Consider the following 18823-nt stretch of genomic DNA (forward strand, 5'->3'; position numbering starts at 1 on the left):
TGGACCGCCCCGCTACCTGATCAACTGACTTTGACGCTGCCCTGGGGGCACATGGCCGAATCCCGCGATTCGGCTATTCATTCGAGACGGCGGATGGCGAAGTGGAGCGGGCTGCGGGCAGCGGGCTCGGTCGTCTACAAATGCGCCGACTAAATCGATTCTCCGAACGGCCCTTCGATTAGGTGTCCGCTTTCGGCGGCCCGTAAAATACCTGAATCCCCGCACATGAAAGCGCGTTTGACGGGCGAGAGGTGACCATTTCCAGGTTCCTGGTCGGTGTTTTCCAGACGTTATGGCCGGATGGCTGTGCCACACGCACGTTCCGTATTGATGTTTCCGTGCCCCACGCCTAATTATTTTCCGTAACGGCACAGGGGCCCCGCATTTCCGCGGGCGCCTCACCCAACCGTGTCCACAGGCGGGGGTCACCCATGGCGCTGACGGTCGACGAACTGGTTGCACTGTTCCCGGCGGGGGGTGCCGGTACGTTCGAGCTCGACACCGGGCGGCTCGGGCTGAGCGGCGAGGCCGAGTCCCTGGAGCACCTGCCGAGCGGCATTCTGACCCTCACTGAGGCGACTGCCGACAGCGCCGCTCTGACGGTGACCGGCAAAGTCACTTTGGCCGGTGAGGAGATGCCGGCCAGCGCCCGGTTCTTCGCCACCGGCAGGGCGGTCGACGCGCTGCTCTTCGAGGCGAGCCCGGCGACCTGGCTGCTCCAGACCGCCGTCGCCCGCGTCGACCTGTCCGGACTGTCCGGCGGCCGGTCGCTGCGGGTCCTGCTGGCCGCCGGACAGGCCGCGGCCGCGGCCGGACGGTGCCCCGGCACCGGGCCCTGGGTGGGTTTCCAGCTCGGCGGGGCGGTCGCCGACCCGCTGGAGTTCCGCGCCGAACTGCGCAAGGAGTCCATCGGCACGGCCCAACCCCTCGACGGACCGCCGCTGCTGATCACCCCGCTGCTCGAAGCCCTCGGCGAGTACGGCGTCGAACTGCCCGGACCGCTGGTCCACTGGTTGGAGCGGGTTCAGCTGCACCAGCACCCGATGGGCAAGACGGACAACCTGATGGTCACCGCCGAGGCGCCGGTGGACCACGGCACCGGCGCGAATCCCGTGGAACTGCTGGTGCTGCGGACCACGGCGCTCGGCCGCACCGATCAGGAGGGCAAACCCAAGGCCACCACCGTCGCCATGGTCCGGGTCCGCACGGACTGGGACGGTTCCGGGCTGCCGGTGGTCGGACCCATGATCGGCAACGGGCTGCTGTCCCTGCCCGCGCTCCAGATCATGTACGTCTCCGAGAACCTCAACGCCGAAGATGTCATCAAGATCAACCGGGTCGTCACGGAGTACAACCTCGGCCCGCTCCAGCAGTTGCCGGTGGTGAACGAGGCGGCAGGTGTCCCGCTGGGCAAGAACGTGAGTGCGGCGGCCTACCTCGCGGTCATGGGCAATCCGACCCCGGCACTGGTGATCACCGTCCCGCCGAAGTTCGGACCGGCTCCGGAGAGCCCGGAGAAGCCGAAGCTCGAATACGAGTTCGTGATCGGCAAGCAGTTCGGGCCGGTCTACCTCTCCGCGATCGTGTTCCGCTACGACCTTAAAAAAGGTTTGCTGATCGAGCTCCAAGGCCAGGTCACGGTCGGTTCTCTCACCTGGCAGGTCGCCGGACTCGGCTTCTACGTCGGCATGAGCGGCGGCTTCCCGCTGCTGCCCTTCCTGCACGGCATGAACATCGAAGCCACCGCCGCCGACGGGCTCATTGGCCTCAAGGGCGGCCTGCTCAACAAGAAACCCGACGACTCCACCCTCGACTTCGAACTCGCCGGACTGATCCTCGTCCAGGCGATGGCGGTCGAACTCGGCGCCCAGGCCGTGTGGGCACGCAGCGTCGAAGGCTGGCACTCAGTCTTCATTTACGGCGAGATCTCCCTCGTCGGCGGCGCCTCGGTCTTCGGCCCGCCGCCCTTCACCGTCACCGGCTTCTCCGCCGGATTCGGGATCAACAGCTCCTTCAAGAAGGTCCCCACCGGCGCCGAGCTCGCCGAATTCCCGCTGGTGGCACGGCTGGACGCGGCCCAAGCCCTGCCCGGCATGCCCGCCCCGACGCCGTACACCCCCGAGGACGCGCTCAAGGCCCTCACCGGACCCACCGGCTGGATCCGCCCCACCGAGGGCCAGTACTGGATCGCCGCCGGAGTGAAGTTCACCAGCTTCGGCTTCATCGAGACCAAAGCCCTCGCCGTCATCGAACTCGGCGACTCCGTCAAGGCCATGCTGCTCGGCCGCACCTCCGTCAGCCTGCCGCGCACCCTCAAACCGAACGCCCGGGCCATCGCCAGGGTGAACATCGGCCTGAGCCTCGGCTTCAGTTCCGCCGAGCACTGCCTGTCCATGGACGTGGCTCTGCTGCCCGGCAGCTATGTGCTCGACCCGTCGATCGAACTCACCGGTGGCATTGCCGTCTACGTCTGGACTGGCGGAGGCCGCGCCGGGGATTTCGCCATCAGCCTCGGCGGCTACCACCCCGCCTACAACGTCCCCACGCACTACCCCCGGCCCAAGCGACTCGGGTTCGTGTGGTCCCCGGCCAGCGACATCACCGTGCGGGCCGAGGCCTACGCCGCGATCACCCCCGCCGCGTTCATGTTCGGCGGGCGCCTGGCCGCCGTCTACGACAAGGGCATCTTCTCCGCGTGGTTCACCGCACACCTGGACGTGCTGGTCCAGTGGAAACCCTTCTACCTCGATGTCCGGCTCGGCATCAGCATCGGCGTCGCGGCCACCATCAAGGTCTGGTTCGTCCGGGTCCGCATCTCCGTCGAGGTCGGCATCGACCTCCACCTGTGGCTGCCGCCCTTCGGGGGCCGGGCCACCGTCAAACTCTGGTTCATCTCCTTCAGCTTCGGCTTCGGCTCCTCCCGCGACAGCACCCCCGCCGTGGACTGGCCCGAGTTCCGCACCCAGATCCCCGCACCCGTCCGGGTCATCCCCAACGAGGGCCTGCTCGCCGACGCCGATCAGGGTGAGATCGCCCGGCGCGCGGCTGCCAAGGAACCGGCCCTCGTCTCCTCGGCCGGATTCACCTTCACCACCGAAGCCGGCATCCCCGCCTCGCACCTGTACATCAACGAACGGTTGATCAAGCAGTCCGACGAGGGGAGCATCGACATCCGCCCCATGCGGAAGACCGGTGTCACTTCCGCCCACCGGGTCACCATTACCAAGGACGGCACGACCTTCCACCCCACCGACCATCACTGGGTGGTCAAGCCGGTCACCGGCACGGTCGCCCCCGGCCTGTGGGGCAAGCCCCTGGCCAAACCCGGAGATGCGCTCGACGGCGACCAGCTGCTCGAAAACCGCCTCACCGGACTGAGGATCACCCTCCCCAAGCCGGACTACGGCACCGACACCGGGCCCGTCACCTCAAAGGCGCTCTCGTACGAAGGACTCCCGGACGGTCGCATGCCCCTGCGCGTGTCCGACCCCGCCGGGCCCGAGCCGCGGGCCGACGACCAAAGCGTCCGGACCATCGTCGACACCGTCGCCGCCGACACCGTCAAGGACCGCCGCACCGCCGTGCTCAGCACCCTCGCCCGGCTCGGCGCGGGACCCGGCGCCGACACCGACAGTCCGCTCACCGGCTACGCCGCACTCGCCGGCCGCAGCCTGACCACCCCGCCCCTGACCACCACCGCGACGAGGTGACCGGCCGTGACCGCTGAACCGGATCTGCGCATCCACTTCCTCGACCACCTGATCCCGCGTGCCACCCCCGGCGACTACCGGGTCGTCGTCAAGAACACCCTCAGCGACCCCGGCGGCGAACTGGACGCCCAGGACAAGCTGCTCCCGTCCGAGGAGACCTTCGAGATCAAGGCCGTCCGCTTCGTGCTCAGCGAAGCGTCCGTCCACGCCTACTACCCGCCGCGCGAGAGCACCGGCGCCTACACCCGGACCCTGCCGCACATCACCCTCAGCCGGTCGATCCTGCCCTGGGAACGCAACCTCGCCGGAACCCGCGCCGAGCAGCCCCCGGCCCGCCCGCCCTGGCTCGCCCTGCTCGTCTTTGGCGAGAACGAACTGCCCGACGACCCCGCCGCGTCCGGGGACACCGTGCTGCGCACCGTCGAGGAGCTGCGGAACCCCGCCGAGGCGGGGGTCAAGGGCCCGGACCTGCCGTCCGGCGGCGTCGACGAGGCTGAGGCCCGAAGCAAGTGCCGGACCATCGACGTCCCGGCGGACCTCTTCAACGCGGTCGCCCCGCGCGACGACGAGATGTACTACCTCGCCCACGTCCGCAAAGTCGTCGACGCGAACAAGACCCGGGCCGACGGCGAAGTCCTCGAAGAAGGGGAGTACGCGGTCGTCAACGCCAACCGCTTCCCCCACCACCCCGGTAACTACGCCGTCCACCTCGTCTCCCTCGAAGGCTTCGAGGGCCGCCTGTCCGGCACCCTGCCCGGCGGCACCACGGCCGTCCGCCTGTGCTCGCTGCACAGCTGGAGCTTCACCAGCAGCGAAGGGCCCGCCGCCGACCCCGGAGCGCTGCTGGAGAACCTCGTCGCCCCCGGCGCCGAGGACCCCGAAGAACTCGCCCTGCGCCTGCCGGTGACCGCACCGGTCACCGACGACCCCGAGGACGACTACGTCCGCGACCGCCTCGCACGTGGCTACACCGCCGTCCCGCAGCTGACCCTCTCCGGTGAACGCACCTTCGCCTGGTACCGCGGCCCGGCCACCCCGGTCACCGCTTTCGACGTGCCCACCGAGCACAGCCCCGGCCCGCACACCACTTCCGACCACGCACTCATCTACGAGCCCGTGCACGGGATCTTCGACGTCAGCTATGCCGTCGCCTGGACTCTCGGTCGCACCATCGGCCTGGCCGACCCCGAATACACCACCGCCGTCGGCCGGGCCCGCCGCGAACTCGCCAACCGGGCGACGACGCTGATGGCGCTGGCCGGAGATCCGGCGCGCGCCTCGGTCGACCCGGATGCCCCGCCCGCCCTCGGCGCGCTGCGCGAACTCGCCTCCGCAGGCTTCCGCGAGCGGCTCAGCACCGGGCTCAAGAGCCCCCAGCTCCCGGATGACGCCGGACGCAGGACACCGCGGCCGAGAGTGACACGTACACAGTCAAGGTCCGTCCTCGCGGAAGAACGCGCCGTCTCCCTGCTGCGGACCACCGCGGAACGCAACGCCGAGGCCATCGCCGCCTGGCAGGCCCGCCTCGGCCTGCTCCAGGGCGTGCCGTTCCACCACCTCGTGCCCGACCCGCGCATGCTGCCCCTGGAATCCCTGCGGATGTTCCGCCTCGACCAGGGCTGGCTGGACGCGCTCGTCGCCGGAGCCGCCGACGTCGGCGTGCACACCTCCGTCGACAGCCGCCTCGCCCCCGAACTCAACCGGGCCACCGCCCGGTCGGGCAGCGCGAAGCGGGCCGCCGGCGGGCTGCTCATCCACTCCGAACTCATCCCCGCCTGGCCGGACATCAAGGTCAACGCCTACCTCAAGGACGGCACCGTCCTCACCGAACTGCGCCGCGCCAAACCGGACAAGAGGATCCTGCTCGTCCTCTGGGACGGCGTACCCGACAAGGTCGTCATCCGCGAACCGGGGCAGGGCATCCACTACGGCATCGACTCCGGGAACCGCCTCGGCCTGCGCAGCCTGGCCGCCGACCCGCCGATCGGCACCCCGCTGGAGACCTACTACCCCGCCACCGGCAGCCTCTTCGACCTCCACCTGCGCTCCGACCCGGACGCCGGACCCGCGGTGCTTCAGATGTTCGGCACCGGCGGCCTGGTGCCCGCCCTGGCCCAGGAGTTCGGCCTCACCGATCTTGACCCCGGACAACTGGCCCTGGAACTCGTCAACGCCCCGCTGGAACAGGAAATCCTCAGCACCACCGGCACCGCAGCCCGGACGGAGACCGCCTGATGAGCGCCACGGACCTGATCGTCCCCGTCAAGGTGAACGCCCTTGTCGTCAACCGGCTGACCCGCACCACCGAGACCTTCAACCGGTGGACACCGAACTTCGACGCCATGATCGAGGAAGGCGCGGGCGCGGAACCGCCCCCCGGCGTCGGCACCGAAACCATGGGCCCGGACAGCGAAGGCATCTATGTCCAATGGCAGCTGCCCGAGGCGCTGGCCAACGGGCACTACGACCAGACGACGGGTGAGACAACCTTCCCCTTCGTCCCCAACCGCTGGCTGGTCGTGCGCTACAGCACCACAGAGGCGGCGGCGGACCGAAAGGCCGTCGGGTGGATCGTGCAGAGCGACTACCTGGAGAGCCGCCCGGTCCAGGACGCCGACGGCAACGACCTCTACGGCACCAACAAGCACCCGAACCCCGATTCACCGGAGGGCGCTCCGCTGGAGCTGACCTTCCTCGGCCGCCGCCACGACCTCACCCAGGCGCCGTGGACCGAACCACCCGCCCAGAAGCCGCACCTGACCGCGGCCGGGCCCGGACTGCCCGGCTTCGCGGCATACCAGCCTTACAACAAAGACGTGTTCTCCATCCACGACACCCTTGAGGACCTCAAAGGCGACCTGGACAACTACCCGCCCGACGCGACGCTGAGCTACTTCGTCGTCGGCTGGTACAGCGACGACGCACTCGACTACCTCACCCGCGCCGCGTCCGTGCCCGGCCTGCTCCCGCCGGGCGCGGACGGGACGGCCGACCTCCTCGAAGCCCTCGGCTGGGGCACCCCCGAAGGCACCGCCGCCGACGCCCTGGACCGCACCCTCTACAGCGGCTCGGCGCTGGGAGTCGACTGGCAGCGCGAAGGCGCCACCAATGAGTCCGACAAACCGAGCAACATCGAGCTCAGCAGGATCCTCACGCTGGGCAGCAGCAGCGCCGAAGCCCTCGGCCGGCTGGCTGCCCGCCAGACCCGGTCCGCGCGCACCGGGGACCTCGTACGCTCCCTCTTCCACGGCACCCTCGAAACACTCGACACCGCTGACGGCGAAGAGGACCTCGACACCCTCACCCATCACTCCTGGTTCTCCGGCTCCGACGGCGGCCATGTCTGGAAGGTGACCGCGCGCCCCGTCGAAGGCGACGACGAGCTGCCGCCCCCACCGCCGGAACCCGGATGGCTGACCGAACTCAACGACGTCCAACGGCAGTACGACGACCTCACGCCCCGGCTCCGCCGCTCCCAGCAGCGCCTTTGGAACATCTGGTGGCTGCGCAACAAGCCGGTTCCCGCGTTCACCCCTGAGCACCCCGCCGGGTTCGACGCCGCAGCTGATGTCCAGCTCAACGAGAGCGATGCGACGAGTCTGGCCGGGCGGACCAAGGCGTTGCTCGACGAACAGTTCGCGCTGTTGAGGCAACTGCCCACCGGCGGCACCCCGGAGGAACTCGCGGCCGACATCGGGAAGTACGCGACCGAACGCGGACTCGACCCGCGCTACCAGCTGGAGCGCACCGCCCGCGAGTCCTACTACCGCCCCGCCGACCCGGTCGTGCTCATCAAGGACACCGGCGCCAAGGAACCCCTCACCCGAGACACCCCGCTGCCCTGCCGCCTTCCCGAGGCCCTGATCACCCGGATCACCGTCAGCGGCACGACCTAAGACCGGCCCACCACTCCGCCCAGCCCGGGACTGGCCGGACTCCCCGACGCCTGCACCCCGCTGCTCGCCGAGTTCGCCCTCCTGGACCAGGTGGCCCGGGTCCCCGGCGCTCTCGACGCGGCGCTCAAGGACCCCGCCGCCGTCACCGGGCCCGTCCCCGAGCACACCGCGCCGTGGCGGCAGCCCTGGCTGCCCATGCACCTCGAATACGAACTGAAGTACTGCCCCACGCCCTTCCAGGCCGGCGACACCACCTACTGGGCCTTCAACGGCAGCCGCTACGAATGGTCCGGCCGGGGAGCCCAGCCCGGCGGCGGCGAAGCCGACCTGCGCTGGCTCACCTTCAAGAACCGGGCGTTCCTCACCCCGAGCGCGCCGTTCGTCCTGCAGAAGCAGATCGACCGCTACCTCGACACCTACTCCGGCGCTCCCACCGAAGGCCTACTCGCCCTGCGCGAGGAACTCGGCGACCCCGGAATGCTCTCCCAGCGCCTCGACGGCTTCCACGACTGGCTCGTCCAGCAGGACGGCACCGCCAGGACCACCGTGCACGTGCCCGAGGCCGTCGCCAGGCTCGTCGGAGACATCCAGAGCGTCCCGGAAGGCGGCCCGCTCGAGCCGCCCGCCGACGACCCCGGAACACCGTTCCAGCCGGTCCGGGCCGGCCAGTTCACCTTTCACGACCTGCGCATCGTCGACCGCTTCGGGCGTACCTACGACATCGTCAACAGCGGCAACTACGAACAGGTCTCCCTCACCCTCGCGGAGAGCGTTGCCCCTGACAGCGTCCTGCACGAGGACCTCATCGGCACGGCCCGCTTCGTCCAGCTCGGCCCGCGTCTCCTCCAGGGCGCCCGCGTGCGGCTGGAGACCGTGCGCGCCGTGGACGGACAGCGGCTGTCGCCGATGGCCCGCGCGGCCACGACGGAAAACCCCCTGGCCGGCTGGCTGCTGCTCAACCATCTCGACCAGACCCTCGTCGTCCACGGACCCGACGGCGTCTGTCTCGGCGAACTCCGCGTCGTCAAGGACATCGACGGCGCGGACGACAGCGTGTGGCTACCGCTCCCCGGCTCGCCCCATCCCGACGTCGACGCCCAGGAGTTCGAGGACGCCATGCCGCACCTGGCCCGGTTCGTCCGCACCCTGAAGGACAAACCCGCCGCCGCACTCACCGGTCTGCTCGACACCATCGACCAGACCCTCGACACCATCCTCGACGACGCGGCCCAGGAGGACGGCTCTCCGCTGCGGCTCATCGGCCGCCCGCTCGCACTGGTGCGCGCCGATCTGGGCGTCGAGCTCGAAGGGCCGCTGCTGAGCAACCCGAGCTGGGACCAGGTCCTTGGAGAGTCGGAAGAGGAGTACGACGGCTACCGCTGGCCGGTCCGGCTCGGCAACGAGAAGCGGCTCGGCGACGGCCTCATCGGATACTTCGCCGGGGCGGCCGGGCCCGACCAGGAGACCTCGTACGAGCTCTTCCACGCGGTCATGCCGAAGGGCGGCGGGGGCTATCTGACCCCGATCGACAAAGGCCACGGCCTGGCCGTGCCCGCGCGCACCCCGGACCAGCCGGTGAAGCACCACCTGACGCTGCTGATGGATCCGTACGCGGCGGTGCATGCCACCACGGACATCCTCCCGGTGACCAAGGTCCAGCTGCCCGACGACCTGGTGTCCGAGGCGATGCGGCGGATCCGGGCGTCCTTCCGGCTCGGCCCGCTGCTCGCGGCCGAGCGGGTCGACAAGGCCGAGGAAGCCCGGCGGGCGCGGGCGGGGGAGGAGCCGACGGAGGCAGGTGTGGTGTTGCCGCAGCCCGCGTCGTGGCACGGAGCGTGGAGTTGGGCTGAGCCGCGCGGGTCGGAGACCGAGTGGGTGGAACTGCCGATCGTTCCTGCTGATTCCGCGGCGCACTTCGGGGATCCGCAGGCGGAGGCCCGGTATGGATACCTGCTGCTCGACGCGACCGAGAAGTAGTCCCGAACCTCCGTTAACAGAAGGGCTGTTGCATGAGCGTTGTCATGGTGAACGCCACCAACCTGCTGCCGTACGAACCGTCGACCGACCCGACGCCGTTGCGGGTGAGCTCCGCCGAGGAAACCGAGTACGGCTCCGTCAACATCAATGTCGGCGGCGGGATCACCACGTCGGCCTGGTGCAACAAGATCACCGTCCGGGTACCGGTCGGAGCGGGGGCCGAGCACCTCACCACCGAGGGCGCCGACATCAAGACCGGTGCCAGCACCGGCTGGACGCCGTCCGCCCCCACCGTCTCCGGCGGCTTCGCGGTCATCACCTTCACCCCGGCCCGCGCGGTGCAGTTCACCGGGCAGATCGTCACCCTCACCCTGTCCAACATCGCGGTCAACCGCACGGCGGGTCAGGTCTCCATCGCCATCGTCGAGAGTTCGTCAAGGACGAACGGGAGCTTCACCAACAAGGACGCCGAGGTCGTGGTGGACAAGTTCCCGGCCGGGTTCGTGTTCCGGAATTTCGCGCCCGAGAAGATCATGGTGGAGAACGGTGAGGTCGCCGTGCTCCGCTGGGAGGGCTCGGACGCGAAGTACACGATGCACTGGGGCGACACCCCCGCCGGAGTCTCCCTCGACAAGGAACGTGTCTGGCCCACCCCGCGCGGTCTGACCACCGTCACCGGCTTCATGCTCCGCGCCGAAGTCACAGCCGGCGGCGTCACCCTCACCCACACCCTGACCACGGCGGTCACCGTACGCATTCCTGACCTCGTCGTCAGGAACCTCACCGTCCAGGGCCCGGCCACATTCGCCGACAGCGTCAGTCTCAGCAACACCGCCAAGGACCTGACAGTCGCCGGATCGGTGCGCGGCGCGGGCAGCAACCCGCTGCGGATCAGCCAGAACGCGGGCCTGAAGGTCGACGCGGCCCTGAACGTCACCGGGGCGAGTACGTTCGCCAACAGCGTCAGCCTCACCAACGCCGCCAAGGACCTGACGGTCGCCGGATCGGTGCGCGGCGCGGGCAGCAACCCGCTGCGGGTCAGCCAGCCCGCGGGCCTGAAGGTCGACGCGGTCCTGAACGTCACCGGGGCGAGCACCTTCAACAACAGCATCACGACCATCGGCGACGTCACCGTCGGGGGCACGCTCACCGCCAACGGCAACCTCAACGCCGTCGGGACAGGGACCGTCCGAATCGCCGACCTCCGCGGCCCGTACGGCGAACCGCTCAAAATCAACAGCCACGTCAACGTCTTGCCCGGCAACAACGTCACCATCACTGACAATCTCACCGTCGGCGGCAAGCGGGCTATCCGCGCCGGTGACCGCATCAAGCTGGAGGTCAACAGCCACAACAAGGAGCTTTATCTCTACTGTGAGACCGGTTCCCATAACAACGTCTACGGGGGCAGTAGGAACTACTCCAACGCCACCTGGCGAGTTCATTACTACGACTCCCGCAGCAGCGTGAACGATGCTTCGGACGGCCAAGGAACCATCGCTGAACCCGACGGAGGCGACATCCGCTCGGCGGATGACTGACTGAGCGTTTCGCCCTGTGAGGTGTGTTTGATCCCAGGTCAGGTTCCGCGCCAGTTGGGGGTGGCTTCGCCGGTGAGGCGGCGGGCCATGAGGTCGATCATCGCGAAGTGGACCATGGCTCCGAACCGGTGCGGGTGGGTTTCGTAGTCGCGGGCGAGTCGGCGGTGGTGCATGAGCCACCCGATGCTCCTCTCGATCGTCCAGCGTCTGGGAATGACCGTGAACCCCTTGACGCGCCCCGGGGTTAGACGGGGTGGACGTGGATGCCCAGGCGGGCGCCGTGGTCGATGGCGGTGGTGCGGTAGCTGCCGTCCACCCAGACCTTGGTGACGCGCGGGTGGGCGGCGGCGATGCGGGTGAGTAAGGTGACACCGGCCGCGGTGTCGGAGACGCTGGCGGCGGTGACCAGGACTCCACCGCTGGCCGCACCCTCCTGGAGCAGGCCGCCGCCGACCACCCCAGCCTTCGCAAATCTGGGTCGACGGCGGCTACCGCAAGCACTTCGTCGAGCACGCAGCCGCCCTAGGTATCGACCTCGGAATCCTCCAACGTGCCAGACGCAGAGGAGCCGCCCCGGTGTGACGGTGGCCGGGGCGGCTCTGTAGGCGGAGTGGTCAGCGGTTCGGTGGTCGGAATGGGACGACGTTGTCCGCGACGGGAGAAGGCTCGCTCTCGGATTCCTTCTCCCGGGTGAGAACTGCGCTGGCGAGGGTCAGCAGGGTCACCTGCTGACGAAGCTCCTGGAGCTCTGCTTCCTTATTGGCCAGAGTCTTCTTCAGTTTGGAGACGGTTTCGCGGAGTCGCTTTTCGCTTTCCGGCATCTGCTTGGTCTCGGTGCGGACGCGCTCGTAGAACTCGTTCTTGAGATCGGCATGCCGTTTCATGAGAGCCATGCGGTGGACGTCAGCCTCGACGGCGAGCGCGACGATGGTGAGACTCCCGCTGGAGACTGTGGGCTGCCCGTTCAGGAGCCGGTCCATGGCCTCGCGGATGCGGGTGCGTTCGTTCTGTTGGTTCACGCGGCAGCCTCGGCAGGTCGGGCGGTAGCGTCGTGTGTGTCGGCGATGGTGCGGAGCTTGTCAGCGTTGTGCCGCAAGCGTTTGCCGAGCGGGCCGGGCGAGTATGCCGCGAGTTGGTCGATCTCGTCGGCCCGTTCCCGCAGCTGCCGGGCATGGGAGTCGGTTCGAACTGTGTTGCCGCAACCGGATTGGCAGGCGTACTGCCGTGGGGCTGTTGCTCCTGGCTCGGGGTCGCAGAGCGCGGTCTCCCGCTTGAATGCGCATATCAGCATGGCGTCGGGGTTGTCAAAGAGGACGACGCCGTCCCGGGCGAGGAATGCGGCTGCCTTCTTCGCGAACGTCTTGGGGACGATGCGGCCCTCGAACCGTGGGGTCGTGGCTGCGGCGATGAGAGCCCGGCGGGCGGCCGGCCCGGAGACCTTCTCGCCGGCAGCGATGCGGTCGCGGAGGCGGGCGGCGGTGTCAGCGGCGGCCAAGGCGGTCTCGACATCGAGGACGGAGTGCATTCCGCTCCGGCTGCGAGAGCCGTATCCGCTGGAAACTCTGGCGTCCAGGACGGTGCGCATGTGCCCGTACTGAATGGCCAGTGCGACCAGGCCGCCGGGGCGCCGGGCAATGTGCCAGGCCAGACTACGTCTGAACCGAGACATTCCGATCGCGCCATGAGGGTCCTCGGGGATGTCCTGGCCTGGCAGGCCCTGGGCCTGTGCCTCTTGGTTGACCCAGGCCACGAAGTCCTCGATGCGCTTGTTCAGCCCGCTGCCTTTCAATGCCCCGTGCCGGCCGCGTTGGAAGGCGAAGTCGTGGTGAGAAGCGCTCAAGAGGAGCTCGCCGTCGGGGACCATGCGCTCCAGGACGCGGATGGCGTGAACGACTGGGGTGATGGCGACCCAGGGGACCTCACGAGCTTCGCCGGCGGATATGTGGTTGCCGTCGTCGTCGACGACGTTCTTGTAGTGCTGGCTGCGGATCAAATGCCGACTGGCGCTGCCTTGGGCGCCGGGTTCTGGATCGGGGCAGCAGCCTGTCCGTAGCCCTTGAACTACTGGCGGGAGGGGGTTATTCCAACCGTGCAGTATTCCTCCCTGTCTGTGGTCGCGGCCCGATCGTCTGCCCGACGCGTTGGTGGAGGAGCCCAAGGCCAGAGCCTTCGTTGTCACCAGAGAACTGCGAGATCGGGTCCGTTCATCTGTGCCGGTAGACCTCTTCCTGATCTTGCCCCATGCTCGCGCCCCCCTCCTGCGACTCGGCGAAGGTGCACCCTGCGGCGAGCGCTGGGGCTGAGCTTCGGTGGTTCGGAGCGGATGGAAGCCAGCGGACCCCTGTGAACAGGCAAAACTAATTATATTCAAGATCAAGTAGATATAGTATCCATGGATCCGTTGACATCTTGTGTGGGTAGGCGTCAAGGTTATGTCTGGCGGTAGCGGCATAACTTGATGGGGGGCGTTGGCATGTCTGACGAGATGGCTGTGATCGCGGCGCGGTGCCGTGCCGAAGGTGGACTGACTAAAGCGACGCTGGGAGAACTTCGCGAGCAACTCGGCTATGGGAAGCTCGGGAAGTGGGTTCTGGTCGAGGTGGCGGAGGCGATCAAGGACGCTGGCCTGGGGTACTTCCCACTCGCTCCACTTGATCCCAAGCACAATGAGACGCCCCGCAAAGAGCAGTCGGTGTGGATCTTCGATGCCTCCGAGGGTGATCTTCGGTGTCAGGTGATTGAGATCGTTCTGGACCCCCGGGACTACCTCGATGAGGACGTTCGGTCCATCCTCAACGGCGTTGCTGGCGGCGACTCCGAAGCGTTGACCGCCGAGCAGAAGCTGGAGCGCATTCGGGAAATCGTGTCGCCTGATACATCTGCTTGAGAGTAGAGGGTGGACGCTCGGCCAGAGCCAAAGTAGCCGTGCCGAGCGTCTCCGGTTGATGTGGAGAGTTCGGTAGTGAAGTGGGGATGGTCGCCGCAGGGCAGTACCAGTCCTCGTGGACAGGGCATCAGTGCTAGTCGAGGTTACGTGGCTGGTTCTTGGGATTAGCCAGGCGAAGTCTCTCGTTGATCTTCTCGTTTTCTCTGAGAGCCTTCATGAGTTCAGTCAATGCCTCGCCGTCGAGAAGCAATGGATTCACCTCAAGCGTCTTGACGATGTTCGCGGCTTGCCGAGGTGTAAGCTCGTCAACTGCGTGTTTCAGCTCCACGAAACCATCATCATCATCATCATCTTCAACATGGGCATTAGATAGTATTCTTAGCTGCTCCTCGCTGAATGCCCTAGCCGCTAGGGCCAACAGAAAGCGCGCTCGCGCTTCCGCGCTGCTCATGGTGACTCTATTCTCATCGAGCGCGACAACCAATTCTTGCGGGGAGTCTACGGCGGTAGCCTCAATTACGGTCGGCGCTTCGGCAGTGGCGGGTCGACTGTCGGTCTCGCGAGTTGCAGCAGGCCTGTTCCGTCGAGGCATCTTGTTCCATCGAGACTTTATTGCCGGAAGCACCTGATCGTCCAACCACCTCTTAACGCGCGGCGTAGCCGCAATGGCAACATCGACGATAATGTGAGCAAGAAGATCATAGATCTCCTCACGGATCGCCTCAGTGAACTCGTCGCGCTCCTTCGTTCGCGAAGTCGACCTGTATTCGCTGCCTGTTAGTGAACCTGCTTCAATGCCGCCGCCCGGAATGAAGTCGCTGTGACCTGCTAGGCGCCCTTGACTGTCGTAGAGGTTGCGATGGGGTCCGCCTTTCTTTGATTTCCCAGGAGTCAGGTTCTCGGGGTATTCAAGGAAACCTGGAATTCTAACCATGCGTGGCGTTTCATTCTTTTCGGGTTCACGCTCTGATCGATCCGTCATTCCCTTTCATTCCTCTCTTGCGGTTTCTTGGTGTGAGTCGCGGCGCGTGCGGCGAGGTATTCGGCCCAGTCGCGTCGGGCGTAGGCGACCCAGCGGAGTGCGGTGTGCCGGTGCATGCCGGTCACGTCGGCGAGGATCGGGCTGGGGAGGTCAGCTGCGAGGGCGGCCAGTGCCGCGTTGCGCGCGGTGCGAACCGGGATGCCGTGCCGGTTGAGTTTCTGGGTCATGCCGTGTGTGGAGATCGGCTTTCCGGGGACCATGCCCGGGAATAGCCATTGTGGGCCGGGGTGTACTCGCGAGAGCTGGGGTCGCAGCAGCGGTTGTTCGGCGAGGTGCCGCAGGAGTTCGGCGAGTCGTGGGGGCAGCAGGACGGGGTGTCGGCCCAGGACCAGGTGGGCGTGCTTTTCGCCGAACTTGAGGTGCTCGGGTGTCAGATGGCAGAGGCGTTCGGTGGACGGGCCGAACAGCAGGGTGATCGCGCCGGCGGCGCGGACGTCCGTAGGCAGGGCATCGTCGGTCAGGCAGCGCTGAAGGAGTGGCCATCGGTCGTCCTCGTCGAGCAGGTTCTGGGGCTCCTGGCTCGGGATGGAGGGGATGGTCAGCTCGCGGGTGAGCCGACGGCTCGTGGTCCATTTCAGGAAGTGTCGGATCAGGTAGCGGCGTTGGCTGGTGGCTCCGGTGATCCAGTCGTCGATGTGCTCCTGGGCGAGGTCGCCGAGGGCCAAGCCTCGTTGGTCCATCCAGGCCAGGAAGTCCAGGGCGACGCTGACACGGCGCCGCAGGTCGCGGTCGGCGGAGGCGGGATGGTGCCGGATGGCGGCCCGTTGGCGTGCTCGCCGAAGCAGGAACCAGTGCAGGAACGGACGGGCAAGCTTGGCGTGCGCGCCCGGCTTGTCCGCGAGCTCGTGCTCCAGCCAGCCGGGGATGCGTTCGAGGTCCTCATGACGCTCGTCCAACACGCCGGTGTGTACCAGGAGTTGCCGGATGTAGCGCTGGTTCCGGCTGGGCGGGAGCTCGTCCAGCAGCTCGTGGCTCAGGGCCTGGCCTTCGGCCGCGAGCTGGGCGAGGAGCCTGGTGTTCGGGCTCTCCTTGATCCACTGGATGGCGGGGAACGGTGAGGGGAGGGACGCCAGCGCGGCCGCGAGCGGTTCCAGTTGCGGAACGACAGTGCCGTCCGGCCCGGCCAGCAGGGCGCTGACCCGCTCGGCGAGTACGCAGTGAGCGCATCGGCCGCGGCTGTGGGGGTTGCCGGCCCGGCCGCACTGTGTGCAGGTGTAGTCGGCGGCAAAGCCGACGCAGGGTCCGCAGAGGCCGGCGCCGTCGTCGTCCCGCGCGATCAGTGGCTGGACCGTGCCGCAGCGGGGACACTCGGCTGGGGATCGGAGCACGGCGGTGTAGCAGACTTGGCAGACGGGCCCGATTGGCCATCGGGTGTTGACCGGCTTGGTCTGGCCGCAGCGGGCGCACGGCTCGCCGGTGCGGTGACGCTGGTAGCAGGTGGCGCAGATCGGCTGGCCTCGCTCGTCGTGGCTGACGCAGGGGCGGACCCGGTTGCAGAGCGAGCAGATCACCTCGGGGCCCTGGTAGCAGCCGTCGCAGAGGTCTGGCTGTCCGTCGCGCGCGTTGCGGGCGATGCGCTTGAGCTGTCCGCATCGACCGCAGAGCCGTCGTGGTCGGCGGTGGCGGTTGTAGCAGAGATGGCAGAGTGCGCCGTCGGCGTCAACGAGGGCAGCGGCTGCGGACTTTCCGCAGCTGACGCAGGTATGTACCGGGCGTTTCCAGCACTTCATGCACAGCCCTCGGCCGTCGTCGCGTCGTACCACCGGGTGTCGGAGCTGGCCGCAGTCGGCGCACTCCTCGAACGTGGCGGGGTCCGCGCGGTAGCAGCGGTGGCAGATTGGGCCCTCTGGGCGCCGGGCAGTGACGCGCTGGCCTTCGCGGTGGCAGCGTGCGCAGGTTTCGCGCTTGCGGCTTCGTGCGTCGCATGAACCGCAGAGCCGGCCTTCGGGACGGAGTTGCCGCAGGTCAGAACGGATCTTTCCGCAGCGTGCGCATCCGGGGCGAACGACTGGATGTCCGGCTTCGTGCAGCACCTCGGCCAGCCGCAGCAGAACCGGTGGGCACAGAGAGCTGCCCGAGGTCAGGGCGTCGGGGTGCGTGGCCATGTGCTCGGCCAGCTCCTCCAGGAACCGGGCGGCTCCGCGGACAGGGATCGGCACCGCCGTCTCCAGCACCGCGTTCGCGTCGGCGGTGCTGAGGGTCGGCAAAGCCTTGGTGACCTGGCCAACGGCAGCGTTCGTGGCGGCTTCCATCCGCGCCGCCTGCGCGGCAAGTCGGGCGACGATCGACGGGGCGGTCGGCGAGGGCGCGGTCACAGACCCTCCGGTCGCCGGATCGAGGTCCGGCGCACGGCCGGGAGCGGGCTGGGCGTCTCGCCGCCGGCGGTCTTGCGTACCTCTTCGTTGACGACCTGGACCTCGATGAGGTCATTGGGCTGGCAGTCGAGGATGTCGCACAGAGCCGCGAGAGTGTCCATCGACATCCGCTGTGGCGGTTGCGTGACCAGGCGGAAGACCTGCTCGCGCGAGAGCGTGACGCCCCGCTCGGCCAGCAATGGCACCAGGTCGGTGGTCTGGAACATCTCCCGGTCGGCCATGAGCTTGCGCAGGTTCCAGCGGTAGCCCATCTTCTTGATCACTTCGGGTCCTCCCAGATGCCCGGGTAACGCTGGCCCAACTTCTTGTGCACCAGCCGGTTGCGGTACTCGTCCGAGACGCCGGTATAGAGGACTGTCGTGCTGGCATAGCCGTGACCGGCCTGGTCCTGGATGAACCGCTCCGGGTAATCAAATTCGGTCAAATGTGTGATATAGGAATGTCTCAGGCAGTGCAATTCGAGTTCTTCGGGCAGGCCGGCGGCCTGCTTGGCGGCTTCGAAGGCTTCGTTTGCCGACCGGCGCGACAGGCGCCCGGAGCGTTCGGTGACCCAGATCGCGGGGTGCTTGCCCACGCCGAAGCGGGGTCGGACCTCGGTCAAGTAGTGGTCGAGGTCCTCGACGATCCAGTCCATCTCGGGAACGGTGAAGATGGTGCGGCGCTTGGGCGGGCTTCCCTTGGAGGACTTGCCCCAGCGTACGAACACCGCCCCGTGGCGCTTGTACTGCGGGGCCTTCGGATTGCGCCTCAGGTCGGCGATGTCCAGGCCGACGTTCTCCCGGCGCCGCATGCCATAGGCGTAGTAGGTCTTGAGCAGGGCGGAGTCGCGCATCGCGGTCAACGCACCCTTACGGCCGCGCTTCCGGATCTCCTCGACCCGCCCGTCGGCGGCGTCGAACAGATCCTGGATCTCGTCATAGGTCAGCGGTCGGCGGCCCGGGTCACCCTCGTACTCGCTGACATGGGTGACGGTGTTCCACTCATGCAGAATCTGGACCGGCACCTCACCGAAGCGTTCCTGACAGACGGACATCCAGCCATAGCGCGGATCGGTGATGAACTCGCAGAACAGCCGCAGGTGGTTCTGGTAATTGCGACCGCTCGACACTGTGAACGTCGGCGTCTTCGTGCGCAGGTGGTCGATGAACGCCTCGAACTCCGCCGGCTGCCACTGCCACGGGTACTGGTTGGAGAACTCGGCGAACCGGCGGACGAGCGACAACCGCGGCTTGATGGTCCCCTCCCACTGCAGGAAGCGGGCCCGCTGCTGCTTGGTCCACCCCTCCAGCATGGCCTCGAACACGGCAGGCGCGGGGTCCATGTAGGAGATCCCGTCCACGAGCGTCAGGTGTGCCGCACCCGCCAAATCGGCCGCTTTCGCCACTCCAGCCTCCG

The 18823-nt window shown here is 67.7% G+C and carries 11 protein-coding genes and 3 pseudogenes; 7 read left to right on the forward strand and 7 right to left on the reverse strand.

Annotation, left to right across the window (positions count from 1 at the left end; genetic code table 11):
• Window positions 1–431 precede the first annotated feature (431 nt).
• The 5 genes from OG202_RS07895 (at window position 432) to OG202_RS07915 (ending at window position 11124) form a co-directional block, all read left to right on the forward strand.
• Window positions 432–3710, forward strand: a complete 3279-nt coding sequence (locus tag OG202_RS07895) for a DUF6603 domain-containing protein (RefSeq protein WP_327730810.1) — start codon at window positions 432–434, stop codon at window positions 3708–3710.
• A gap of 6 nt (window positions 3711–3716) precedes the next feature.
• Window positions 3717–5945, forward strand: a complete 2229-nt coding sequence (locus OG202_RS07900; RefSeq protein ID WP_327730809.1) for a hypothetical protein — start codon at window positions 3717–3719, stop codon at window positions 5943–5945.
• Window positions 5945–7606: a hypothetical protein gene (locus OG202_RS07905; protein ID WP_328222550.1), complete on the forward strand. Its 1662-nt coding sequence runs from the start codon at window positions 5945–5947 to the stop codon at window positions 7604–7606. Before OG202_RS07900 ends, OG202_RS07905 begins: the two co-directional genes overlap by 1 nt.
• 90 nt (window positions 7607–7696) lie before the next feature.
• On the forward strand, window positions 7697–9583 hold the full coding sequence (locus OG202_RS07910) for a hypothetical protein (protein ID WP_328222551.1): 1887 nt from the start codon (window positions 7697–7699) through the stop codon (window positions 9581–9583).
• Between the two features lie 32 nt (window positions 9584–9615).
• Window positions 9616–11124, forward strand: a complete 1509-nt coding sequence (locus OG202_RS07915; RefSeq protein WP_327730807.1) for a hypothetical protein — start codon at window positions 9616–9618, stop codon at window positions 11122–11124.
• A 38-nt stretch (window positions 11125–11162) separates the two neighbouring features.
• Here the strand turns inward: OG202_RS07915 and OG202_RS07920 are convergent.
• Window positions 11163–11536: pseudogene (locus tag OG202_RS07920) on the reverse strand (transposase); the annotation flags it as partial.
• Here OG202_RS07920 and OG202_RS07925 point away from each other — a divergent pair.
• Window positions 11531–11676: pseudogene (locus OG202_RS07925) on the forward strand (IS5 family transposase); the annotation flags it as partial. The pseudogenes OG202_RS07920 and OG202_RS07925 sit on opposite strands and share 6 nt — an antisense overlap.
• Before the next feature lie 62 nt (window positions 11677–11738).
• Here OG202_RS07925 and OG202_RS07930 read toward each other — a convergent pair.
• The gene (locus OG202_RS07930; protein WP_097251470.1) at window positions 11739–12104 is read right to left on the reverse strand and encodes a hypothetical protein; all 366 of its coding nucleotides are present in this window, start codon (window positions 12102–12104) and stop codon (window positions 11739–11741) included.
• Window positions 12105–12139: 35 nt separating this feature from the next.
• Window positions 12140–13195, reverse strand: a pseudogene (locus OG202_RS07935) (integrase); the annotation flags it as partial.
• A 402-nt stretch (window positions 13196–13597) separates the two neighbouring features.
• On the opposite strand from OG202_RS07935, the gene OG202_RS07940 reads away from it, so the two are divergent.
• The gene (locus tag OG202_RS07940) at window positions 13598–14011 is read left to right on the forward strand and encodes a hypothetical protein (protein WP_327730806.1); all 414 of its coding nucleotides are present in this window, start codon (window positions 13598–13600) and stop codon (window positions 14009–14011) included.
• A 133-nt stretch (window positions 14012–14144) separates the two neighbouring features.
• On the opposite strand, the gene OG202_RS07945 is transcribed toward OG202_RS07940, so the two are convergent.
• The 4 genes from OG202_RS07945 to OG202_RS07960 are packed head-to-tail and all read right to left on the reverse strand — an operon-like array spanning window position 14145 to window position 18812.
• Window positions 14145–14993 carry a hypothetical protein gene (locus tag OG202_RS07945; RefSeq protein ID WP_327730805.1) on the reverse strand — a complete coding sequence of 283 codons (849 nt, stop codon included), beginning with the start codon at window positions 14991–14993 and terminating at the stop codon, window positions 14145–14147.
• Entirely contained in the window at window positions 14990–17368 is a 2379-nt protein-coding gene (locus OG202_RS07950) for an XRE family transcriptional regulator (protein WP_327730804.1), read from the reverse strand. The genes OG202_RS07945 and OG202_RS07950 overlap by 4 nt, the downstream gene beginning before the upstream one ends.
• Window positions 17365–17691 (reverse strand): helix-turn-helix domain-containing protein, encoded by a 327-nt coding sequence (locus OG202_RS07955; protein ID WP_327730803.1) that lies wholly within the window; start codon window positions 17689–17691, stop codon window positions 17365–17367. Before OG202_RS07955 ends, OG202_RS07950 begins: the two co-directional genes overlap by 4 nt.
• Complete coding sequence (locus OG202_RS07960) at window positions 17688–18812, reverse strand: tyrosine-type recombinase/integrase (protein ID WP_328222283.1); 1125 nt, start codon at window positions 18810–18812, stop codon at window positions 17688–17690. Before OG202_RS07960 ends, OG202_RS07955 begins: the two co-directional genes overlap by 4 nt.
• Between the last annotated feature and the right edge of the window lie 11 nt (window positions 18813–18823).

Source organism: Streptomyces sp. NBC_00310 (genome assembly GCF_036208085.1).
GTDB lineage: Bacteria > Actinomycetota > Actinomycetes > Streptomycetales > Streptomycetaceae > Streptomyces.